Raw genomic sequence first — 21,991 nt, forward strand, 5'->3', positions numbered from 1 at the left:
ACGGAGAACCATTATGTCCCAAGATATTCGCACCAAAGCCGAGGCCAGCTTGGCCAATGTTGAAAAAGTGACCGCCGTTGTTTTGGCAGAACCGGGCACAGAGATTGTGACCTTGGATCAGGCTGACGCGACCACCAGCGCCGAAATCACCAAACGCATTTCCGAACTCGACATGAGCGACACAAATTCCATCGTGCGTTTTGGATCCTCCGCTCAGGCAGAACTGCAAGAAATCTCGCAATCCATGCTGCAAGGCGTCCGCAATAAGGATGTTGGCCCCGCAGGTGACAGTCTTCGTAATATCGTCACCACAATCCGTGGTTTCTCGGTGTCTGAACTGGACGTGCGCCGCGAACGGACCTTCTGGGAAAAACTGCTGGGCCGCGCCGCGCCGATGGCTAAATTCGCAGCCCGATTTGAAACCGTTCAAGGCCAGATCGACAAGATCACCGATGATCTGCTGATGCACGAACATACGCTACTCAAGGACATCGAGAGCCTTGATGTGCTTTATGAACGCACGCTGACCTTCTATGACGAACTCGCGCTCTATATCTCTGCGGGCGAGGCAAAGCTGAAGGAACTGGACGAGGACACCATTCCCGCCAAAGAAGCCGAAGTTGCCGCAGCCCCCGAAGGTGACGGTGTTATGGTCGCCCAAGAACTCCGTGACCTGCGGTCTGCACGCGACGATCTGGAACGCCGCGTACACGACCTGAAACTCACCCGTCAGGTCACGATGCAGTCGCTGCCGTCGATCCGTCTGGTTCAGGAAAACGACAAGTCGTTGGTGACAAAGATCAACTCGACCCTCGTGAACACGGTGCCGCTCTGGGAAACCCAACTGGCGCAGGCTGTGACAATTCAACGCTCTGCCGAAGCGGCGAAAGCCGTGCGCGAGGCAAACGATCTGACCAACGAACTTTTGACCGCAAACGCCGACAACTTGCGTCAAGCAAACAAGGTCGTGCGCGAAGAAATGGAACGTGGCGTTTTCGATATCGAAGCGGTCAAAAAGGCCAACGCGACCCTTATCGCGACGATCAACGAAAGCCTCGAGATTGCCGACGAAGGCAAGCGTAAACGTGCCGAAGCAGAGGTTGAACTGCAGCGTATGGAGTCTGAACTCAAAGAGACCCTTGCCAGCGCCAAGGCACGCGGCAATGCTACTGGGTATAACATCGGCACTTCGACAGGCGCATAAATGAACGGATGGGGACGGCGAATTTCTATGGCAGCGGCTGGGCTTATCCTCGCTGCATGTGTGGACCTGCCGTCCCCACCTCCGACAATTGCACCGCCTGCACCCGTAGCCCCATCGCCAGAGCCGGCGTTGAACGGCCCATCGCAGCAGAGCCAACTGCTGTCGCTCTACTATCAGCGCCTCGAACGAAACGCGCTGGCCCAAGGGTTAATGCGGACGGATGACGGGCTTGTCGACGCGCCCTTTACCGACACGCAACTGACTGCAAATTTCATCCGCATTGCCCTGTTTGATGAATACACGACCAGTGGCGGATCACTTCGGGCACGAGCCACATCGTCCGTCCTGCGCCGCTGGGATCAACCGATCCAGATGAATGTTCAATTTGGCGCGAACGTGCCGACTGACATCATCTCGACCGACCGTCGTTATATCTCATCCTTTGCATCGCGGCTGGCCTCCATCACGGGCCTGCGCATCAATCAAGTCAGTAGCGGCGGCAATTTTCACGTTCTGATCCTGAACGAGGATGACCGTCTTGCCGCTGGCCCCCTGATCCGTAGCATGATCCCGTCGATTGACGACAGTTCGCTGCGCTATGCGGTGAATCTGCCACGCGATCAATTGTGCGTTGTGATTGGCACTTTCAAACCCGATGGTCACACCTATCAAAGCGCGGTCGCGATTATTCGCGCCGAACATCCTGAATTGATGCGACAGTCATGCTATCACGAGGAACTGTCGCAGGGGCTTGGCCTTGCGAACGACAGCCCGCGTGCGCGTCCGTCGATTTTCAATGATGACGACGAATTCGCGCTGCTCACCCATCACGACGAACTTTTGTTGAAAATACTTTACGATCCGCGCCTCAGCACTGGCATGACCGAAGCCGAGGCCACACCCATCGTCCGCCAGATCGCAGCAGAGCTGGTCGGTGGACCTGTGTAATTGAAAGGAGCCTCTTATGGGCATTTTGGATTTTTTGTCCGGTCAATTCATCGACGTTATCCACTGGACCGACGACACCCGCGACACAATGGTTTGGCGGTTTGAACGTGAAGGCCACGAAATCAAATACGGTGCGAAACTGACCGTTCGCGAAGGTCAGGCCGCAGTGTTCATTCATGAAGGGCAAATGGCGGATGTGTTCCAGCCTGGTCTTTACATGCTCGAAACGAACAACATGCCGATCATGACCTCGCTCCAGCATTGGGACCACGGGTTCAAATCGCCGTTCAAGAGCGAGATTTACTACATCAACACCACCCGTTTTTCGGACCTCAAATGGGGCACGAAAAACCCGATCATGCTGCGCGATCCTGAATTCGGCCCGACCCGCATTCGCGCTTTTGGCACTTATACGATCAAGGTGTCTGATCCTGCGAAATTCATGACCGAAATCGTCGGCACCGACGCCGAATTCACCATGGACGAGATCAGCTTCCAAATTCGCAATATTATCGTCCAAGAATTCAGTCGCGCGATCGCATCCTCGGGTATCCCTGTGCTGGATATGGCCGCCAACACCGCCGATGTGGCGGCATTGGTGAACAAGGCAATCGCACCGACCATCGCGGCCTATGGTCTGGAAATCCCAGAGTTCTATATCGAAAACATCAGCCTGCCAGAAGTGGTTGAGGCAGCACTCGATGCCCGCACGAGCCGTGGGATCGCTGGCAATCTAGACGACCACATGAAATGGCGCGCGGCAGAGGCGATGGGCAATCCTGCCTCTGGTGCAGGTGCGGCCATGGCAACGGGCATGGGCGCTGGTATGGGCATGGCGATGGGTCAGGCGATGACGGGTCCGTGGGGCGCTGTCCCGCAATCCGCACCGCAGGTCGCCCCTGTCGCGCCTCCGCCACCGCCCGTCGAAAAGGTCTGGCACATTGCAGAAAATGGCGAAACTAAAGGCCCGTTCTCTAAGGCTTCGCTGGGCCGCATGGCTGGTGACGGCGCATTGACCCGCGAAACACTGGTTTGGACCGCTGGTCAGGACGGCTGGAAGCCCGCGGGCGATACAGAACTCGCGCTCTTGTTCACCGTCGCACCACCTCCTCCACCCTTACCGTGACGTGACGAGCCGTTTGACCTGTGATGTGTCGTTCATTGATTTCCAAGCAGATAGGGCGGTGGCAAGGTCATCGCTCATCCTGCGGAACGAGGCCGAGTGGATTTTGTCCAACGCGACTTGAAAATCACCAACGGCAATATCCAACGCGATATTGCCGGCCATCATGTGAAACGCCGCATGCAGTCGACGGACCTGATGCGGACACGGTTGCAGTTGCTCTACTTTGGGGCGCGAATAAAACCATTCCCCAAAGGCACATCTATCGTCACGGCAGATGGTCCCAACTGGCAAATCGCGGTTCTTATCGGTAGCAGCCTTTGAGAGACGGTTCTTCCACTCCGCATGCGCAGCCAAAGCAGCATCGATTTGTGCCCCATCAATTTTCGCCTCAGTTCTGATCGTCATATACCAACACCTTTATGTATCATGGCTTTAGAACGGGTCAGCACATGGCTATATTAGTGGCAAAGCCCAAGGATTTTGAATGACTGTTCAAGAACACCGTTTTCCCTGTGAACAATGCGGCGCTGATCTGCGGTTTGACCCAGTGCAGAACAAATTGGTCTGCGATTTTTGTGGGCATAGTGAGGCCGTGGAAAAGGGGGACTATGCGGGAACTGCGATCAAAGAGTTGGATTTCGAACAGGCGATCCGCCACCAACTCCCTCAGGCCGAAATCGAAGAAACCCGTGTAAGTGCCTGCCCCAATTGCGGGGCACAGGTGGAAATAAACGAAAAAGACCACGCCGTTGAATGCCCGTTTTGTGCGACACCTGTCGTGACGGATACCGGCACCCATCGCCACATCAAACCCAAGGCGCTTTTGCCGTTTGGGCTTGATGAAACACAAGCGCGCGATGCGATGACGAAATGGTTAGGCCAGTTGTGGTTCGCGCCAAACGGATTGCAGGAATATGCTCGAAAGGGGCGCAAGCTCAACGGTATCTACGTCCCATACTGGACCTACGACGCAGATACAAAATCAAGCTACACTGGCGAACGAGGCGATGACTATTACACCACGCGCCGCGTCGTTCGAAACGGCAAATCTCAAACCATTCGCCAGCGTCACACCAAATGGCGGCGTGCATCGGGCCAAGTAGCGCGGTTCTTTGACGATGTTTTGGTACTCGCGTCGAAATCGCTGCCGAAACGCTACACGGACGGTCTTCAGCCGTGGAACCTATCCGAGCTTCAACCCTATTCGCCCGATTTTCTAGCAGGGTTCCGCGCAGAGGGCTATCAGATCAGCCTTGAGGACGGCTACACCGAAGCCCGCGCCTATATGGATGCGATGATCCTGAGGGATGTGAAATTCGATATCGGTGGAGACCGCCAGAAGGTGCACAGCATCAACACCACGATCAGCGATGTCACGTTCAAACACATCCTGCTGCCCGTTTGGCTGGCCGCATATAAATATCGCGGAAAAACCTATCGGTTTGTGGTGAACGGCCAGACAGGCAAGGTGCAGGGCGAACGCCCCTACTCTGCTTGGAAAATCGCCTTTGCAACAATCATCGGTCTGATTGTCGCGGCTGGCGTCGGATACATTGTAGCGCAGAACAAGTAAGTTTAATCAGATGACTTGACTAATTGGCGTTTTAGCGGCACCCAGAGGTCTACTGTTAACGCTACCAGATGAGGCCCGAAATGATCCTGTGCTGCGGTGAAGCCCTGATTGATATGTTGCCCCGCACCTCGACCGAGGGTGAGGCATGCTATGCTCCCTACGCGGGTGGTGCTGTGTTTAACACCGCGATTGCGCTCGGGCGTTTGGGGGCAGAGACTGGTTTCTACTCCGGTATAGCGCAGGACATGATGGGCGATCTGCTCACCGAAACGCTCGTCACCTCAAAGGTCGATACCTCGGCTGTTGTCTATTCGGACCGCCCCTCGACCGTGGCGTTTATCAAATTGGTTGATGGCCAAGCGACCTATGCGTTCTACGATGAGAACACAGCGGGCCGCATGTTGTCCAAAGATGACCTGCCGACTGAAGTTACAGCGGACACCCTGTTTTTCGGCGGCATCTCTCTGCCCGTCGATCCCTGCGGTGCAACATATGAGGCGCTTTGTCACCGTGAGGCCGCAAACAAGGTCATCATGATCGACCCGAACATCCGTCCGGGCTTTATTCGCGACGAAGCCGTCTACCGCGCACGGATCGAAGGTATGCTGGCTGTTGCCGACATCATCAAAGTATCCGACGAGGACCTGACATGGCTCTTTGGCGAAGGCGACATGACGGATCACGCCCGCAAGCTGATCAGCGGCGGGGCAAAGCTCGTTTGCATCACCGAAGGGGCCAAAGGTTCTTACGGTATCACCGCTGAGAACGTCGTTTTCGTCGAAGCGCAAAAAGCGACCGTTGTGGATACTGTCGGTGCTGGTGACACGTTCAACGCGGGCGTTCTGGCGTCTCTTCAGTCGGCAGGCAAACTAACCAAAGCTGCCGTCGCTGAACTGGACGAGGACACAATCCGCACCGCCCTATCGCTGGGCAACCGTGCCGCCGCCGTGACCGTCAGCCGCGCTGGCGCAAACCCACCGTGGAGCAACGAACTGTGAGAGCCTTAGTCCAACGCGTATCCGAAGCATCTGTCAAAATTAACGGCGAAACCGTCGGCGAAATTGGCCACGGGATGCTCGTTCTCGTTTGCGCGATGGAGGGTGACACAGACGAAAAACCGGCGAAGCTGGCATCTAAACTGTCAAAGATGCGCATCTTCAAAGATGACGAAGGCAAGATGAACAAATCGCTGGTTGATGTGGGCGGCAGCGCCCTCATCGTCAGCCAATTCACCCTGTCTGCCGATACCTCGCGCGGAAACCGCCCTGGGTTTTCGACCGCTGCCCGCCCCGACGAAGGCGAACGTCTCTATGAGATGTTCAAAGACGAGCTCGCAAAACTCGGCATCCCGACGGCCTGCGGTCGCTTTGGTGCGGACATGAAAGTGTCGCTGATCAACGACGGCCCAGTGACGATCTGGACCGAGGTTTAACAAAACCATTGCGCGAACTGGGGAATCGCTGCTAACCAGCGTCCCATGTCGATCCTGATGAAGAAAACCATGACCAAGATGACCACCGCTCTGGCGGGGGACGTTTTTGCATGGTCTGATCGGATCTAAGCAAAACAAACCCCGCCGGAGACGGATGGGGTTTCAGCGACACACTCAAAGCGTTCCCAATCCGCCTCCTCTGAAACAGAGAGTCAGATTATGAACGTGCATGTTGAACCGCCCTACGCCGCCCCAGTCGTCGCCATTGTTGGCGCAACGGGTGCTGTCGGCATCGAATTGATCCGCAGCCTAGAGAGCCGTGGATTTCCCATATCCTCCCTTCGTTTGCTGGCCTCTGCCCGTTCGGCTGGTCAGCGCATCGCCTTTCGCGGCAACGACCTGATCGTTGAGGAACTGACCGAGCAGAGCTTTGCAGGCTGCGATATTGTGTTCTTTTCCGCAGGAGCGACGATCTCGCGCCGTTATGCGCCGATTGCGGTGCGTGCGGGGGCTGTGGTGATCGACAATTCGTCGGCGTTTCGCATGGACCCAACCGTTCCGCTGATCGTGCCAGAGGCCAACGGACGCGCCCTCACCCCGCATGCGGGCATCATCGCGAACCCGAACTGCGTTGCCGCGATTGCCACGGTTGCCCTTGCGCCGCTTCAACGCAGCTGGTCGATCTCGCGCCTCAACATCGTGACCTATCAATCCGCTTCGGGCGCTGGTGCCGCCGCGATGGAGGAACTGCGTGACGCAACCGCCGCTGCCCTGAACGGCGAAGCCCATGCCCCAACCATCCTGCCGCATCCCTACGCCTTCAACCTCTTTAGCCATAACGCCGAGATTGACCCCGAAACGGGCTACAATGGCGAAGAACTGAAGGTCGTTGAGGAAACCCGACGCATCCTCGCCCATCCGCGCTTGCCCATTGGGATCACCTGCGTGCGTGTTCCGGTCCTTCGCGCCCATTCGCTCGCAATTTCGGTGCGGTTTGATCAGTATGTGTCGCCCGAGTCCGTGCGGGCGCAGCTAGAAAATGCCGCTGGTGTACGGCTTGTCGATAACCGTGACGCGAACCATTTCCCGATGCCGTCGGAAGCCTCGGGCATTGAGGATGTCCTCGTTGGTCGTATCCGCACAGACCTCGGTGATCCGACAGGTCAGACCATCGCGATGTTCGTGTCGGGGGATCAATTGCTCAAAGGGGCCGCGCTGAACGCTGTGCAGATCGCGGAAACGCTGCTCACTCAGACCGCCAAAGCAGCCTGAGATGCATGTCATCATGCACGGCGGCGCAAGAGGCTCAGCACAAACAGAGCCGCTGCCGTGCAGACAATCGATGGGCCTGCTTGGGTGTTGAGGGTAAAGGAGAGCCCCACCCCGCCAAGCGCCGCAATAATCCCGCAGAGGACCGCGATGACCGCCATCGCTTCGGGTGTGCGGGACAGGTTACGGGCGGCGGCAGCAGGAATGATGAGAAGCGCGGTGATCAAAAGCGCGCCGACGACCTTGATCGACACGGCCACGACACCTGCGAGAAGGAGCGTAAGAATAAGCTGTTCCCGACGCGGGTCGATGCCTGCCGCATAGGCCAGATCAGGCGATACCGTTGCCGTCAGCATCCGCGACCAGCGCCACGCGAGGACGCCCACGACCACAGCCGCCCCGCCCCAGATCACTGCCAGATCCGTTTTGCTCACCGTCAAGACATCGCCGAACAGATAGGTGTCCAGATCGACCCGCGCCGAGGGCACCAGTGCCACCGCCAACAGGCCCAGCGCCAAGGCTCCGTGAGACAAGACCCCCAGCACCGTATCGGCGGCAAACCCGCGCCCTGTCAGCGCCCAAAGACCAACGGCCATCAGCACCGCGACAACGCCCACGCTGCCCAAAATCGACACTTGAAAGCCCAGCGCAATCGCGACACCCAGAACTGCCGCATGGGCGGTCGCATCGCCGAAATAGGCCATCCGCCGCCAGACGACGAATGACCCTAAGAACCCTGCTGCTATCGCCGTTCCAACGCCAGCGAGGGCCGCACGCATGATGAAATCGCTGAGCATCAGTGTGCATCCTCGTGATGGCAATGGGGATGATCGTGGTCATGCCCGTGGTCGTGATCATGACGATAAAGCGCGAGTGCGCCTTTGGTCCCCGTGCCGAACAACTGACGATATTCGGGGGCGGCCGAAACGACCTCTGGCGTGCCTTCGCAACAGACGTGACCGTTCAGGCAAATCACGCGGTCCGAGGCGCTCATTACAACGTGCAACTCGTGGCTCACCATCAGAACCGCACAGCCGAGGCTATCGCGCAAGTCCTCGATCAATTGATAAAATGCCGCCGACCCTGGTTGATCGAGCCCCTGCGTCGCCTCATCCAACATTAGAATATCTGGCGATGATAGGATCGCCCGCGCCAGAAGAACGCGCTGGAATTGCCCACCTGACAATCCGTCCAAGGGGCGTGTGCCGATCCCCGCAACGCCCGTCCGCGTCAGCGCAGCCTCGGCCTCTGCATCCGTGACCCGCGTTGGCAGGTCCAAAAACCGCCGCACGGTCATTGGCATAGTTGCATCGACATGGAGCTTTTGCGGCACATATCCGATTTTCAGTCTCGCCTTGCGCACCACCTGCCCAGAGGTCGGCTGCAACGCCCCAATGAGCGTGCGGAGGAGCGTCGATTTCCCCGATCCGTTGGGACCGACAATGGTAACGATCTCGCCCTTCTGGATAGCAAAGCTGACATTGTGCAAAACCGTCGCCGCGCCGTGGCGGACGTGGATATTCTGGGCAGTCAAAAGGCTCATGCGTGGCCCTCTTGGCATGCAGGACAGAGACCTTCAGCCTCGATCACGGTCTGTTCGACGCTAAAGCCGCTGTCCCCGATCGCCTCCGATAGTACAGAAGGCGCGGTTTCCGCTTCGGCGACCTTGTGACAGGCGCGGCAAATCATGAACGCGGGATCGTGGGTTGCGCCGGGGTGAGTGCAGGCGACAAAGGCGTTGAGCCGCTCGATCCGATGCGCAAACCCCTGTTCGACCAAAAAACCGAGCGCGCGATAGGCCACAGGCGGCTTTGACCCCAACCCTTCGGTCGTGAGCCGTGCGAGCACATCATAGGCCCCCAACGCACGATGGGATTCGAGCAATATTTCCAGAACCCGACGACGCACAGGCGTGAACTGCGCGCCGCGTTCCTTGCAGGCGTTTTCAGCCGCCTGAAGCGCTGAATGGATACAACTGTTATGATCGTGCGGCGCAAAACCGCTGATTTTATGGGGCATGGCATCTTGTTATGTTATAACATCACCAGTATATCGACGCCGAACTCCATTCACAAGAGGCCCCGATGTCGATTCGACTAGCTACTGCACTCACCCTCGCCGCCACATCCCTACAGGCAGAGCCGCTGCGCATCGTGGCGGATACCGCGCCGATCCAGTCGATGGTGCAGGCCGTTGTGGGTGATCTGGCAGAAGTTGAGGTTCTCCTCCCCGCGGGAGCCAGCCCACATGACTACGCGATGCGCCCGTCTGATGCGATTGCACTGGAACATGCAGATGTCGTGGTCTGGGTTGGGCATGGGCTAACCCCGTTCCTTGAGGACCCGATTGAAACACTAGCCAAGGACGCGACCGTCGTTGAATTGTTGGACACCGATGGATGGTTACCGATTGAACTCGATCACCACGATGATCACGATGAACATGACCACGGTGCCGTTGATCCCCACGCGTGGTTGGCCCCCGATGTGCAGAGCACTTGGATCATGACGCTGGCCAATACGCTCGGCCAATTGGACCCTGCCAACGCGGCCACCTACCAATTTAACGCAGCCACACAGACCACGGCGATCATCGATACCCAATCCGCTGTTGAGGAAACCCTTGCGGATGTGCGCGGGGGTCAGTTTGTCGTATCACATGATGCGCTGGGATATTTCGAACGGGCCTTCGACATGCCTGCTGCGGGCGCCATCACGATCAGCGATGCCTCAGCACCGGGGGCAGCACATATCATCGAACTCCGCCAGATCATGCAGGATTTGGACGTGACCTGTATCCTCGTTGACCCTCAGACCTCGCCGAAATGGGCGCAGGTTGTGGCCGAAGGCACGGGCGCAAAGGTCGCAATGATCGACCCACAAGGCGCCGCCCTCCCTGATGGTCCGATCCGCTCCACTGGGATCATGCTCGACATTGCAACGGTGCTCGCGGACTGCCTCAAAGAATAGGCCCCAGAGCATTCGTATGCTCGTAAGAAAGTTGGTCACCTTTTTGCCGTATTGCTCAATACACCCGAGCATGTGGCAAAGAGGCACCAATGGACGAACCCAAACAGAACGACCGCCGTATTCAGATCGAAACGGCAGCCTATGGTTTGTTGTCACTCAAGGGCTACAAGGCGACCTCCATGCTCGAAGTGGCCAAACGCGCCAAGGCATCGAACGAGACGCTTTATAAGTGGTACGGCAACAAACAAGGTCTATTCCTGTCGATGGTCGAACGTAGCGTGGCCGCGTCCCGCGAACTGCTTGTTTCCAGTCTCGAAGGGGATCAGGACCTCGCGACGATCCTCGATACCTTTGGACCTCAACTGCTCCAGATGTTGACGAGTCAGCGCACGATTGTCCTCAACCGCGCTGCGGCGGGCGATGTACATGACACGGGCATGCTGGGCCGCACGATTAACGAAGGTGGACGCGATGCGATCCTGCCGATCCTCGCGCAGGTGTTCGACCGTTCAGAGCCTAAGGGCATGACAGGCTATGAAGCCGCAGAACTCTACCTCGACATCTTGATCAGTGACTTGCAAATCCGTCGTGTGATCGGCGTTCTGCCGATGCTGTCAGAGACCGAAGTCAAAGCGCGCTCTGACCGCGCCCGCGATATTGTCGTGAAACTGATCGCTTAACCCTGCGCCACGATCCACGTAGGCAGTTCAGCAATCGACGGCAAAACCACATCGGCATGGGGTGCAAGTTCTGGCGCCTCTGCCAATCCTGTGAGCACTGCCACCGTACGCATTCCTGCCGCCCGTCCGGCATGTAGGTCATGGGTGCTGTCCCCCACCATCACACAAGCCTCAGGCGCAAGCCCCGTCGCCTCGCAAAAGGCGATCAACTGGCCCGCTTCAGGTTTCCCGCCAAAGCCACTGTCGTAGCCTGCGATAAAGTCGAACCGATCCACTACATGAGACGCAGCGAGATGCGCACGCGCGGGTGCCTCGGCATCGTTCGTTGCAACACCAAGCTTTAGGCCCATGCCGCGCAGCCCGTCCAGATAGTCAGCCAAAGGTGCCGCTTCGACCTGCGGCGCGGTGGCGGCACGGGCATTCATACGAGCGATAAGCTCGGCTTTGGGCTGGGGCGGCAGATACGGCATGATCGCATCGGCAACCTCGGACGCGGTACTGGCAATCACGATGCTGTCCTTACGAAACCTACGGTTCGCAACGTCGTAGCCCATCACCTCTGCCAATTTCGCCAATCGCGCGGGATCGTCACCCACTTCCTCGGTCAAAAGACCCAGCGTCCATGCTCCCCACGTTGCGTTGAAATCATAGAGCGTGCCGTCTTTGTCAAAAACGATGCCTTTGATGGCAGTCATGGCTGTTCCTCAGGTCCAGTGGACGCTTTCAGCGCCAGGCAGTGCGTATCGCGCCTGAAGCGGGGTTTCGTAGGGCAACTCCAGCGCATCACACATCTGCACGACCCACTCATCGTCCATGGTCAGAAAATCGAGAACTGAAGCCAGAAATGCAGGCTCCGTGGCCTGCGTGCGGATGTCATCAATAGAAGCCCCCGTTGCGCCCAAAAACACAGGGCACAGGTCATCATTTGCGGCCAACCAGCCAAGGGCCCGAAGAGCGATTGTCTCTGCCTGTTCAAGGTTCATTTGGATTTCCAACGTCTGCGCAAGAGTTTCTTAACCATTTTCGCCGCATCCTTAACCCACAGCCGTGGAGAACCAGAATGGCGGGACGAATCCTCATCATCGATACAGTTGCCACGAACCGCATCGTGCTCAAGGTCAAACTGGCCTCTGCACAATATCAGGTGACACCCTGTGCCAATGTTGCAGAAGCCCGTGAGGCGATGAACGAAGGTGGCTTTGATCTCTGCCTGATCGAGATGACCCAATTGCCGCCTGCCCTGCGCGAGTTTTGTCAGGATTTGCGAGACACGGCGGACACTGGTCATATCCCGATCATCGCCACGGGATATTTCGATAGCCCATCTCAACGGCTCGACGCGTTGATCTGCGGGGCGGATGATGTGCTGGAAAAACCGATGTCGGATCAGATGCTTTTGGCCCGTATCCGCAGCCTTTTGCGCGCCCGCGCGGCGGACGATGAATTACGGCTGCGCGATGATACGAGCCGCGCGTTAGGCTTTGCCGAAGCAACGGAGGTTTTCGTGGCAGCGGGCGCTGTGACCCTGATCGCGGCCCAGCCAAACCACTCAACAACGTTCTGCCGCGAATTGGGGGCAGCGCTCGCTGCCTCGGTCCAGCAGAAAACGCCCGAAGATGTGCTCATGGCCCAAGGCAACGTGCCCGACCTATTTATCATCGACGCTCGCGGGTTCGACCCTGACACCGATGACCGCCAACTGTTCCGCCTCATCGCTGATTTGCGGAGCCGTACTGACACCCGCCACGCAGCCCAATTGCTGATCACCCCCTCCGCGGGCAGCGACCTATCCCCTATGGCGCTCGACGTTGGCGCGAATGATGTGGTGCCGTCCCACGCGACTGCTGCTGAAATCGGACTTCGGGCCCGCAAACTCATTCGGCGCAAGCAACGGATGGCGCAATTGCGGGATACGGTTCAGACAGGTTTGAAGGCTGCAGTGACCGATCCCCTCACGGGGCTCTACAACCGCCGCTACGCGATCCCGCACCTTCGCGCCATGGCCGAGCGTTCAAAATCCACGGGGCGCAGTTTCGCGGTTATGGCGCTCGACATTGATCATTTTAAGCTCGTGAACGACAGCTTTGGCCATAGCGCTGGGGATCGGGTCATTGCCGGCGTTGCTGAAATCTTACGTGACAATTTGCGCAGCGTGGATCTGGTGGCGCGGATCGGCGGCGAAGAGTTCCTGATCGCCCTCCCCGACACGCCCGTCGATCAAGCCCGCAAAATGGCAGAACGCATCCGCGACATCGTGCAGAACACGCCCTTGTCGATTGGTGCTGGGAAAATGCCCGTGGGGGTTACGCTGTCCATCGGCGTTGCCTTGGGCACGGGTGACGACTGTGATGTTACAGACGTTATCGAACGCGCAGATGCGGCCCTCTATGACAGCAAATCATCGGGCCGTAATGCGGTGACATTAGCGCGAACAGCGGCCTAACGGCGGTCCCCGCCATGCCTCAATTCGCGCTCTAGACGTTCCGCAAATCGTGCACGTTCATCGTTGTCCATCGCGGTGATCCGATTGAGCAACGCTTGTTGCCCTGCCTCCATTGCATTGCTGGCGCGGGCACGCTGCTCTGCAAACATCGCTTCAATAGCTGATGGGTCAAAATTCTCGGCGCGAACAGAGTCTAAAAAACCTTCCATCGCGGCAATGCGATCTTCATACCGCGGCGGACGAATATCGCGTCGGTCGCGTAATTCCGCACGGATCGCGCGGCGATCATCATCGCCCAAGGCCTCTGCAAAGGGCCCGATGGTCATATCAAACCCGCCAAAGGGTCCCGGCGAACGACCTTTCATGATGCCGCCTGCCACAACGCCGACGATCATCACGTTCAACGCAAGCGAGGCGATCAGTAGGATACGCAGGCCCAGCCGCATCCGGCTCTTTGGTATATCGGTGGTCATAGTTACCCCTCCAGCCCGAGAATATCTTCGGAGGCAAATAGTGATACATCGACACTATCGGCCCAAATTACATCTGTCACAGAGCTAAGGCTCGAGGGTGGAGAAATCCCGATCCAAAGCCCTGCCGCAGCCGCAGCCGCCAGACCAGAGGCCCCAGCCCATCCACCCAGCGCCGCCCAAAGCGAGGCCAAGAGCGAACGGCGGTCCTCTGTCGGCAAAGTGACCTGTTCAAACCCATCGGCCACGTCATCAATGTCGGCAAAGAGACGCGCCATAAAATCATCAGTCGGATCGGGATCGGCCGTTCGCGCAGAGGCGAACAGATCGTCGAGTTCAAGATCGGTCAGGTCAGTCCGTTTATCGGTCATCATCAAACCCCAATTCCGCTTTGCGCCCAGCAAGGATAGCAGCGAGGGCACGTTTTCCACGAGACGTCAGGCTTTCTACGGCCTCAACGCTTATTTCCATGATCTCGGCAATCTCAGGATTACCAAGCCCTTCTAGGTGACGCAAAGCCACCGCTTGCGCCTGTCGGTCTGGCAAGGACGCTAAGGCGTCCGCCAGCGCCCTTTGGCGCGCATCATCTTGCATCCGATCCGTGACGCTTGGCGTCGGGTCCTCGGGTTCTGCGATCTGATCAATCCCGACATTGCGTTTGCGCCGCCGCAATCGGTCGGTGCAGAGGTTTGCGACAACGCGATAGAGCCAGGTTGACACCTGTGCCTCACCCTGCCGCCACTCTGGTGCGATTTTCCACAACCGCATCAGCGCGTCTTGAACCACGTCTTCGGCCTCGGCACGGTCGGTCAACATGCGGTAGGCCTGCCCCAAGGCACGGGGCGTCAATCGGATCGCCAAGAGGCGCGCCGCCGCGCGGTCGCCGTTGGCGAAAGCCACCAAGAGCGCTCCGTCTGGTGCGTCATCATATTGATCAAAGGCCATATCCATTAACCGTCAGGGGTATCTGGTCTTTTCGAGTGCTGCAATCAGTGGCCCACCTGCGTGGCAGGCCACCGAAGATATTCTAGCAATTAGTGGCTTTGGCGACCAAAGAACCCACCGCGTTCGTGATCGCCGTGGCCTTCGCCACCACGCTGCATCCGCTGACCCATCTGGGCTTGCGCGGTCTGAAACTCTTCGGCAGTCACAGTGCCATCCGCATCCGCGTCGAGACGCGCGAACATCATCGCCAGACCCTGACCGTTGTTCGGCTGAAGCTCTTCAGCAGACAAAACGCCGTCACCATCGGTATCACGCTCTGCGATCATCATCTGGGCGCGATTTGCCGCCATCTGCTCCATCTGGGCTGTGACCATTGCGGCAACTTCATCTTGGCTCAAGGTGCCAGACCCATCGGTATCCGCTTCTGCAAACCTCGCGGCTGGCATCGCTTGCAGTTCTTCCAAGGTCAGCACGCCGTCACCGTCGGTATCGAGCGATGCGAAATCCATCGGCGCCTGCATCATACGGCCACCCATTCGACCCGCATCATCTCCACGACCAAAGCCTGCAGCCGAAACAGACGTCGCAGCAAGACCAGCAACAACTGCCGCAATGATAAATTTGGTTTTCATTTCTGTATTCCTTTTCGAGGTTTCTCCCCATGGCCCTCAACTGCCTGGGTTGACCTTAATACGGTGCAGCTCTGGCTTTCCGTCGCAGATTTTTTCTCTCGACCTCACAGCCTTTGCGACATCGGGCCGCAAGGACAGATTGCCCCCTTTATTTTTTATGCCGAAACGATCAGGAAGGAGCCTACGCCAAGGAGACCTGCATGACTCAACACGTCGAAGCCATCATCGAAGAACGCGACACCAAGACAGCGGTGCTGCGTGGTTTACGTCGCAAGTGTCCCTCTTGTGGCGAAGGACATATGTTTGTGGGTTACCTCAAGGTTGCCGACCAATGCCCCGTCTGCCGTGAAGAGCTTTCGCATCACCGCGCCGACGATGGCCCTGCCTATCTCACCATCCTGATCGTTGGTCACCTGATGGGCATCCTCATGCATGTGATCTTTATCAATTTCCGCCCCGAACCTCTGGTCATGGCAACTGGATTTACGGTTGGCTGTGTGGCGCTATCGCTCTATCTTCTTCCGAGGTTCAAGGGCTTCATTGTTGCGATGCAATGGGCGAAACGTATGCATGGGTTCGGCAACGCCTGATCCCGAAAGGGAACACGATGGACAAATCCGCACTTCGCAACGCCGCAACAATCATCGTTATTCGTGATCGTTTAACCAATCCCGCGGTCCTTATGGGGCAGCGCGGGTCCTCTGCGGCGTTCATGCCTGACAAGTTCGTTTTTCCGGGCGGCGCGATAGATCCGAACGATGGGTTGGTGCCGATGGCTGCCGCTTTGTCAGAGCCAACACAGTCCCGCCTGAACGAAGACAGCGACCTCACCGCCACCACGATCATCGCCGCAGCCATCCGCGAATTGTGGGAGGAAACAGGTCAGATCATCGGGACAAAAGGCGACTGGCCAGACGCCCCGCAAGGTTGGCGTGGCTTTGCCGCTGCGGGCTATCTACCTGATCCATCTGGCCTAGAGTTCGTCTTCCGCGCCGTCACACCCGAAGGTCGCCCTCGTCGGTTTGACGCACGTTTCTTGCTCGTCGATGCAGAGCGGCTCGCCACGGACCCCGATGATTTCTCTGGCGCTGAAGACGAATTGCGTCACCTGCAATGGGTGCCGCTGGATCAAGCGCGCAGCTTTGATCTACCGTTCATCACAGAGGTCGTTTTGGCCGAGATCGCAAAGAACCTACACAATGCGGGCGCACCCGACCTCGTTCCGTTTTTCCGCAACGATGATGAGGCCCATTTGGTCACGCGACTGGGCGGGAAATCCCCTCTCGATCAGTAGCGCTGCAGATAGTCCGTCTTATATCCGTTGAATTCCAGCATCGTGACTGCCGCACGATAGCGATCCGCGCTGATCGTGTCCCGCGCAAGGATCGCGCCCATTGATCCGTCAGGTGTACCGATAACGGCGGCTTGCCCATCTTCGGCCAGCCAGAGCACCCACATCGGATCAGCATCAACTGTATACCGCCCCTGCCCCAGATACCGCGCAGGGCCGCCTGCATAGGCATTCCCACCCGAACAGCCCGTCAGGATCATTGTGCGGTCAACGGAAAGAACGGGGTCACAATCGGGGGTATCGGCATTGGGAAATCCCGCGATGATACGCCAGTTTCCTTCAAACGCGGCAGGATCAAACACCGCCCGCGAGGCAATCGGAACGCTACGGTCCCGATAGCTGGTGATGGTTTCTGGCCCTGCCTTTGCACAGGCAATCAGGCTCGCACAGAGGACGGACAGGGCCAGAAAGGATTTCATCAGTAGGGCATCGGATGCTGACGGTGAATCGCGTCGATCTCTTTCATAACCTCATCCGAGAGCGATACCTGATCGCCCGCGAGAAGATGCGCCAGCTGCTCCGCCGACGTCGCACCAAAGATGGCCGAGATCGGGAACGGACGGCGACGCTGCCACGCCATCGCCATGTGTACAGGATCGATACCGTGTTTGGTCGCCAGATCGAGGTAGGCTTGGGTCGCAGCAAAGGCACGGTCGGTCTTGCGACCACCCAGATCACCGTTGAGCGACAGGCGCGACCCTTCGGGCACAGCGCCATTCTGGTATTTGCCAGTCAAAAGGCCAGCAGCCAAAGGCGAATAGGACAGAAGCGTTACATCTTCGTGCAGAGAGACTTCAGACATGTCCGTGTCGAACAAGCGGCACAAAAGCGAATATTCATTCTGGATGGAAGCCATACGTGGCAAGCCATGCTTTTCCGCAAGCGTGACCCACTTCATCGTCCCCCAAGCGGACTCATTAGACAGCCCCAAGGCACGCATTTTACCTGCCTTTACCGCACGATCAGCTGCTTCGAGCGTTTCGATCATGTTGGCTTCGACCTTCGCGGCATCCTGCTTCGACGGATCAAAGCCCCAGTTCTGACGGAAGTGGTAGCTACCGCGGTTCGGCCAATGGAGTTGGAACAGGTCAATGTAATCTGTCTGCAAACGCGACAAGGTCACATCAAGCGCCTCTTCGAACGACTTGCCGTTATACCCACCAGGGCGGAACCCACTGTCACCGCAAATCTTTGATGCCACGACAACGTCGCTACGGCGACCTGACTTCGTGAACCAATTGCCCAGCACCTTTTCGGAATCGCCCATCGTCTCTTTCAAGACAGGGTTCACTGGATACATCTCAGCAACGTCAAAGAAATTGATACCCGCCTCGAGCGCCATATCCATCTGGCGGAAGGCGTCGTCTTGGTCGGTTTGGCGGCTATAGGTCATTGTGCCGAGGCACCAATCAGAAACTTCGATACCCGTCCGGCCGAGTTGCAGCATGTTCATATGGTTAATCCCGCGTAGAAAAATTGTTAGCGCAACCCTAACCGTCCCGCCTGTCGACGCAACCCCTCGGGCGCTGTCATCACTCTGCGTTGGCGCACAGAAAAAGGGCGCCCTGTTCGGCGCCCTTTGGATCGGTTGGGATTAAAACGCGTATGTCGTGCCGACGCGGATGTTGGTCACGTCAGACTGACCGCTGTCCATCATGTCGCGGATCACCTCGACGCGCAGATCGGTTTTCGCGCCCAATTCGTAATCCAGACCGAGGCCAAAGTTCAGGCCGTCCGCGCTACCGCCGCTGTCGAGGTCATAGTTGGTGTAGCCCAGACCACCCATAAGAGCGATCACGCCTGTATCATGACGCGCCATCGCACGCAGACGCAGTGCACCGTAATCACCATCATTGGTCAGGCTGTAGTCAACTTCGGGGCCGAAAGTGACAGCGCCAGCGCCGAAACGCATTCCGCCCAAAACGGTGATACCGAGGCTCGCGTCGCCCGAATGTGGGTTCGCGTAATCAAAGGCGCCGCCAGCATAAATGTCTTGTGCCGAGGCAAATGCGCCTGCGCAGCAGAGTGCCGCAGAGAGGAGGAGGGTTTTCATTGGGTTGTTCCCGATTTTAGTGAACTGCTCTGACGCGAATAATACGCTAACCTGCGATCATACGGAAGAGTCCTTAGGCGCTGGCGTCCCGCACGATGCCCCGCTAAAAGGCGGATAACCGCGCATAGGATAGAACAATGGCAAGACACCTGATCACCTCGGCAATTCCCTATATTAACGGGATCAAACACCTTGGAAACCTTGTGGGTTCGCAGCTCCCCGCTGACCTCTTCGCCCGCTACCAGCGTGGTCGCGGTAACGAAGTGTTGTTCCTGTGTTCGACCGATGAACACGGCACCCCTGCGGAACTTGCCGCTGCAAAGGCCGGCAAGCCCGTTGCCGAGTATTGCGCAGAGATGCACGAAGTTCAGGCCCGCATCGCCGAAGGCTTCCGCCTCTCATTCGATCACTTCGGTCGGTCGTCGAGCGAACAAAACCACGCGCTGACCCAGCATTTCGCGGCAAAGCTGGCGGAAAACGATCTGATCCGCGAAGTGTCCGAAACGCAGATGTATAGCCACGCCGATGGCCGATACCTGCCCGACCGCTATATCGAAGGCACCTGCCCGAACTGCGGTTTCGACAGTGCACGCGGCGACCAGTGTGACAACTGCACAAAACAGCTCGACCCTGTTGATTTGATCAACCCGCATTCGACCATCTCTGGCTCGACAGATCTGGAAATGCGCGAGACCAAACATCTCTATCTGCGTCAAACCGCGATGAAGGATCAGTTGGACGCGTGGATCGATAGCAAAAAAGACTGGCCCGTTCTGACGACCTCGATTGCGAAAAAATGGCTGCACGATGGCGACGGCCTTCAGGACCGCGGCATCACCCGCGACCTCGATTGGGGTGTTCCTGTGAAAAAAGGCGGCGAAGATTGGCCGGGCATGGAAGGCAAAGTCTTCTACGTTTGGTTCGACGCACCCATCGAATACATCGCCTGCTCGCAGGAATGGGTCGATGCAGGCAAAGGCGCGGATTGGGAACGCTGGTGGCGCACCGATAAAGGCGCAGAAGACGTGACCTACACCCAATTCATGGGCAAGGATAACGTGCCGTTCCATACCCTGTCGTTCCCTTCGACCATCCTTGGGTCAGGCGAACCATGGAAGCTCGTCGATTACATCAAGTCATTCAATTACCTGAACTATGACGGAGGTCAGTTCTCGACCTCGCGTGGTCGCGGCGTGTTCATGGATCAGGCGCTGGAAATCCTGCCTGCGGACTACTGGCGCTGGTGGCTTTTGTCGCACGCCCCTGAATCGTCAGACTCTGAATTCACGTGGGAGAACTTCCAGCAGTCGGTGAACAAAGACCTCGCCGACGTTTTGGGCAACTTTGTCAGCCGCATCACCAAGTTCTGCCGTTCCAAATTCGGCGAAGAAGTCCCGGCTGGTGGCGCATTCGGTGAAAAAGAGGCCGCAGTTATCGCGGCTTTGACCGAACGCGTCAAAGCCTACGAAGGCTTTATGGACGCGATCGAGGTTCGCAAAGCGGCGGGCGAATTGCGTGCGATCTGGGTGATCGGCAACGAATACCTTCAAGACGCCGCCCCGTGGTCGACCTTTAAGGAAGATCCCGAAACCGCTGCCGCACAGGTTCGGTTCGGCCTGAACCTGATCCGTTTCTACGCGATCCTCTCTGCGCCGTTCATCCCTGATGCCTCTGACGCGATGTTGGCTGCAATGAAATCCGACGACAGCGCTTGGCCCGACGATGTGGCCGAAGCGCTGAACGCCCTGCCCGCTGGCCACGGCTTTGCTGTACCCGAAAACCTCTTCCGAAAAATCACAGATGAGGAACGCGAAGAGTGGCAAGAGCGCTTTGCTGGCGTCCGCACCTAAAAGAAAGCCCGCCAAACGGCGGGCTTTTTTAATCGAACATGTCGTGTTGGCTGCGCGGGGCTTCTAACCCTAGATGCCGCCACGCACTCTGCGTGAGCATCCGTCCGCGCGGGGTGCGCTGAATGAGGCCCTGCTGCAAGAGGTAAGGCTCGATCACCTCTTCCAGTGCATCACGGCTTTCGGACAAAGCGGCAGAGAGAGTTTCGATCCCAACAGGCCCGCCGCCGTAGCTTTCGGCCATCAGGCGCATATACCGACGGTCCGCCCCATCAAGGCCGAGTGTATCGACCCCCAGACGGTTCAGCGCACGGTCCGCAATTTCGCGGGTGACGCGCCCATTTCCCTCAACCACGGCAAAGTCGACAACACGGCGCAACAGACGCCCCGCGATACGCGGTGTGCCACGGGCGCGTTTCGCGATCTCATGCGCCCCGTCATCATCTGCAGGCGCCCCAAGCAGCCGCGCGCCACGGGTCACGATCTGGTGCAGTTCTTCGACATTATAGAACTGCAACCGCGTCGGGATGCCAAAACGGTCACGCAGCGGGGTGGTCAACAGGCCCAAACGAGTCGTCGCCCCAACGAGCGTAAAGGGCTGAAGTTCAATCCGAACAGTACGTGCCGCAGGTCCCTCACCGATGACGAGGTCCAGCTCATAGTCCTCCAGCGCAGGATAGAGCACTTCTTCGACTGCCGGGTTCATGCGGTGGATTTCGTCGATGAACAGAACGTCCCGCGCCTCGAGGTTGGTGAGGATTGCCGCCAGATCCCCCGCCTTGGCCAAGACAGGGCCAGAGGTCATGCGGAAATTCACGCCCAACTCGCGCGCCATGATCTGCGCGAGCGTCGTTTTACCAAGACCCGGAGGACCATGGAACAACGTGTGGTCCATCGCCTCGCCCCGCATTTTCGCGGACTCGATAAACACACGCAAGTTCGCCCGCGCATCGGCCTGACCGATAAATTCGTCTAGCCCCTGCGGACGCAGAGCACGGTCATTGTCAGAGGGTTTGCGGTCCGGCGTCAGTTCTTCGGTGCGGTCCATC

The 21,991-nt window shown here is 57.9% G+C and carries 27 protein-coding genes; 13 read left to right on the top strand and 14 right to left on the bottom strand.

Features of this window, described 5'->3' with window-relative positions:
* Positions 1 to 13: 13 nt before the first annotated feature.
* Genes BSK21_RS08610 through BSK21_RS08620 form a run of 3 tightly spaced genes read left to right on the top strand, consistent with a single transcriptional unit; the run spans position 14 to position 3,278 of the window.
* Complete coding sequence (locus BSK21_RS08610; RefSeq protein ID WP_074039000.1) at positions 14 to 1,204, top strand: toxic anion resistance protein; 1,191 nt, start codon at positions 14 to 16, stop codon at positions 1,202 to 1,204.
* A gap of 27 nt (positions 1,205 to 1,231) precedes the next feature.
* Positions 1,232 to 2,152, top strand: coding sequence for a DUF2927 domain-containing protein (locus BSK21_RS08615; protein ID WP_231924681.1), 921 nt, complete (start codon positions 1,232 to 1,234; stop codon positions 2,150 to 2,152).
* Positions 2,153 to 2,168: 16 nt separating this feature from the next.
* Complete coding sequence (locus BSK21_RS08620; protein WP_067546104.1) at positions 2,169 to 3,278, top strand: SPFH domain-containing protein; 1,110 nt, start codon at positions 2,169 to 2,171, stop codon at positions 3,276 to 3,278.
* On the opposite strand, the gene BSK21_RS08625 is transcribed toward BSK21_RS08620, so the two are convergent.
* Complete coding sequence (locus BSK21_RS08625; RefSeq protein ID WP_067546107.1) at positions 3,270 to 3,683, bottom strand: CZB domain-containing protein; 414 nt, start codon at positions 3,681 to 3,683, stop codon at positions 3,270 to 3,272. The genes BSK21_RS08620 and BSK21_RS08625 overlap by 9 nt on opposite strands.
* A 79-nt stretch (positions 3,684 to 3,762) precedes the next feature.
* Between BSK21_RS08625 and BSK21_RS08630 the strand changes: the two genes are divergently transcribed.
* From BSK21_RS08630 to BSK21_RS08645, 4 genes are all read left to right on the top strand, one after another.
* On the top strand, positions 3,763 to 4,851 hold the full coding sequence (locus BSK21_RS08630; RefSeq protein ID WP_067546110.1) for a TFIIB-type zinc finger domain-containing protein: 1,089 nt from the start codon (positions 3,763 to 3,765) through the stop codon (positions 4,849 to 4,851).
* Between the two features lie 80 nt (positions 4,852 to 4,931).
* On the top strand, positions 4,932 to 5,849 hold the full coding sequence (locus BSK21_RS08635; RefSeq protein ID WP_067546113.1) for a carbohydrate kinase: 918 nt from the start codon (positions 4,932 to 4,934) through the stop codon (positions 5,847 to 5,849).
* Entirely contained in the window at positions 5,846 to 6,283 is a 438-nt protein-coding gene (gene dtd / locus BSK21_RS08640) for a D-aminoacyl-tRNA deacylase (protein ID WP_067546116.1), read from the top strand. Before BSK21_RS08635 ends, dtd begins: the two co-directional genes overlap by 4 nt.
* A gap of 219 nt (positions 6,284 to 6,502) precedes the next feature.
* Entirely contained in the window at positions 6,503 to 7,555 is a 1,053-nt protein-coding gene (locus tag BSK21_RS08645) for an aspartate-semialdehyde dehydrogenase (RefSeq protein WP_067546119.1), read from the top strand.
* Positions 7,556 to 7,566: 11 nt separating this feature from the next.
* Here BSK21_RS08645 and BSK21_RS08650 read toward each other — a convergent pair whose 3' ends face one another.
* Genes BSK21_RS08650 through BSK21_RS08660 form a run of 3 tightly spaced genes read right to left on the bottom strand, consistent with a single transcriptional unit; the run spans position 7,567 to position 9,571 of the window.
* Entirely contained in the window at positions 7,567 to 8,349 is a 783-nt protein-coding gene (locus BSK21_RS08650; RefSeq protein ID WP_067546122.1) for a metal ABC transporter permease, read from the bottom strand.
* Positions 8,349 to 9,095 (bottom strand): metal ABC transporter ATP-binding protein, encoded by a 747-nt coding sequence (locus tag BSK21_RS08655; RefSeq protein WP_067546124.1) that lies wholly within the window; start codon positions 9,093 to 9,095, stop codon positions 8,349 to 8,351. The genes BSK21_RS08650 and BSK21_RS08655 overlap by 1 nt, the downstream gene beginning before the upstream one ends.
* Positions 9,092 to 9,571: a Fur family transcriptional regulator gene (locus BSK21_RS08660; RefSeq protein WP_067546128.1), complete on the bottom strand. Its 480-nt coding sequence runs from the start codon at positions 9,569 to 9,571 to the stop codon at positions 9,092 to 9,094. The genes BSK21_RS08655 and BSK21_RS08660 overlap by 4 nt, the downstream gene beginning before the upstream one ends.
* A gap of 65 nt (positions 9,572 to 9,636) precedes the next feature.
* On the opposite strand from BSK21_RS08660, the gene BSK21_RS08665 reads away from it, so the two are divergent.
* Positions 9,637 to 10,521: a zinc ABC transporter substrate-binding protein gene (locus BSK21_RS08665; protein ID WP_067546130.1), complete on the top strand. Its 885-nt coding sequence runs from the start codon at positions 9,637 to 9,639 to the stop codon at positions 10,519 to 10,521.
* An 89-nt stretch (positions 10,522 to 10,610) separates the two neighbouring features.
* Positions 10,611 to 11,201: a TetR/AcrR family transcriptional regulator gene (locus BSK21_RS08670; RefSeq protein ID WP_067546133.1), complete on the top strand. Its 591-nt coding sequence runs from the start codon at positions 10,611 to 10,613 to the stop codon at positions 11,199 to 11,201.
* Here BSK21_RS08670 and BSK21_RS08675 read toward each other — a convergent pair.
* Both BSK21_RS08675 and BSK21_RS08680 read right to left on the bottom strand, forming a co-directional pair.
* A complete protein-coding gene (locus BSK21_RS08675; protein WP_067546136.1) occupies positions 11,198 to 11,896 on the bottom strand; it encodes an HAD family hydrolase in 699 nt (232 codons plus the stop codon). The genes BSK21_RS08670 and BSK21_RS08675 overlap by 4 nt on opposite strands.
* Before the next feature lie 9 nt (positions 11,897 to 11,905).
* Positions 11,906 to 12,184, bottom strand: a complete 279-nt coding sequence (locus BSK21_RS08680) for a DUF3572 domain-containing protein (protein ID WP_067546139.1) — start codon at positions 12,182 to 12,184, stop codon at positions 11,906 to 11,908.
* Positions 12,185 to 12,261: 77 nt separating this feature from the next.
* Here BSK21_RS08680 and BSK21_RS08685 point away from each other — a divergent pair, with 77 nt between their 5' ends.
* Positions 12,262 to 13,644, top strand: coding sequence for a diguanylate cyclase (locus BSK21_RS08685; RefSeq protein WP_067546146.1), 1,383 nt, complete (start codon positions 12,262 to 12,264; stop codon positions 13,642 to 13,644).
* On the opposite strand, the gene BSK21_RS08690 is transcribed toward BSK21_RS08685, so the two are convergent.
* The 4 genes from BSK21_RS08690 to BSK21_RS08705 all read right to left on the bottom strand — a co-directional run bounded on the left by BSK21_RS08690 (position 13,641) and on the right by BSK21_RS08705 (position 15,691).
* A complete protein-coding gene (locus BSK21_RS08690; RefSeq protein ID WP_067546149.1) occupies positions 13,641 to 14,117 on the bottom strand; it encodes a periplasmic heavy metal sensor in 477 nt (158 codons plus the stop codon). The two genes, BSK21_RS08685 and BSK21_RS08690, sit on opposite strands and share 4 nt — an antisense overlap.
* 2 nt (positions 14,118 to 14,119) lie before the next feature.
* A complete protein-coding gene (locus BSK21_RS08695; RefSeq protein ID WP_067546152.1) occupies positions 14,120 to 14,488 on the bottom strand; it encodes a hypothetical protein in 369 nt (122 codons plus the stop codon).
* On the bottom strand, positions 14,475 to 15,065 hold the full coding sequence (locus BSK21_RS08700; protein ID WP_067546155.1) for an RNA polymerase sigma factor: 591 nt from the start codon (positions 15,063 to 15,065) through the stop codon (positions 14,475 to 14,477). The genes BSK21_RS08695 and BSK21_RS08700 overlap by 14 nt, the downstream gene beginning before the upstream one ends.
* A gap of 83 nt (positions 15,066 to 15,148) precedes the next feature.
* Positions 15,149 to 15,691: an EF-hand domain-containing protein gene (locus BSK21_RS08705; protein WP_156529506.1), complete on the bottom strand. Its 543-nt coding sequence runs from the start codon at positions 15,689 to 15,691 to the stop codon at positions 15,149 to 15,151.
* Positions 15,692 to 15,891: 200 nt separating this feature from the next.
* Between BSK21_RS08705 and BSK21_RS08710 the strand changes: the two genes are divergently transcribed.
* The gene (locus BSK21_RS08710) at positions 15,892 to 16,281 is read left to right on the top strand and encodes a DUF983 domain-containing protein (RefSeq protein WP_067546163.1); all 390 of its coding nucleotides are present in this window, start codon (positions 15,892 to 15,894) and stop codon (positions 16,279 to 16,281) included.
* 17 nt (positions 16,282 to 16,298) lie between these two features.
* Positions 16,299 to 16,985 carry an NUDIX domain-containing protein gene (locus tag BSK21_RS08715; RefSeq protein ID WP_067546166.1) on the top strand — a complete coding sequence of 229 codons (687 nt, stop codon included), beginning with the start codon at positions 16,299 to 16,301 and terminating at the stop codon, positions 16,983 to 16,985.
* On the opposite strand, the gene BSK21_RS08720 is transcribed toward BSK21_RS08715, so the two are convergent.
* From BSK21_RS08720 to BSK21_RS08730, 3 genes are all read right to left on the bottom strand, one after another.
* Entirely contained in the window at positions 16,979 to 17,461 is a 483-nt protein-coding gene (locus tag BSK21_RS08720) for a lipocalin family protein (protein WP_067546169.1), read from the bottom strand. The two genes, BSK21_RS08715 and BSK21_RS08720, sit on opposite strands and share 7 nt — an antisense overlap.
* Positions 17,461 to 18,495, bottom strand: a complete 1,035-nt coding sequence (locus BSK21_RS08725; RefSeq protein WP_067546172.1) for an aldo/keto reductase — start codon at positions 18,493 to 18,495, stop codon at positions 17,461 to 17,463. The genes BSK21_RS08720 and BSK21_RS08725 overlap by 1 nt, the downstream gene beginning before the upstream one ends.
* A gap of 141 nt (positions 18,496 to 18,636) precedes the next feature.
* Positions 18,637 to 19,095: an outer membrane beta-barrel protein gene (locus tag BSK21_RS08730; RefSeq protein WP_067546175.1), complete on the bottom strand. Its 459-nt coding sequence runs from the start codon at positions 19,093 to 19,095 to the stop codon at positions 18,637 to 18,639.
* Between the two features lie 137 nt (positions 19,096 to 19,232).
* Here BSK21_RS08730 and metG point away from each other — a divergent pair, with 137 nt between their 5' ends.
* On the top strand, positions 19,233 to 20,945 hold the full coding sequence (metG, locus tag BSK21_RS08735) for a methionine--tRNA ligase (protein ID WP_067546176.1): 1,713 nt from the start codon (positions 19,233 to 19,235) through the stop codon (positions 20,943 to 20,945).
* Between the two features lie 28 nt (positions 20,946 to 20,973).
* On the opposite strand, the gene ruvB is transcribed toward metG, so the two are convergent.
* Positions 20,974 to 21,990 carry a Holliday junction branch migration DNA helicase RuvB gene (gene ruvB / locus BSK21_RS08740; RefSeq protein WP_067546178.1) on the bottom strand — a complete coding sequence of 339 codons (1,017 nt, stop codon included), beginning with the start codon at positions 21,988 to 21,990 and terminating at the stop codon, positions 20,974 to 20,976.
* Position 21,991 lies beyond the last annotated feature (1 nt).

The organism is Marivivens sp. JLT3646, from assembly GCF_001908835.1.
GTDB classification, from domain to species: domain Bacteria; phylum Pseudomonadota; class Alphaproteobacteria; order Rhodobacterales; family Rhodobacteraceae; genus Marivivens; species Marivivens geojensis.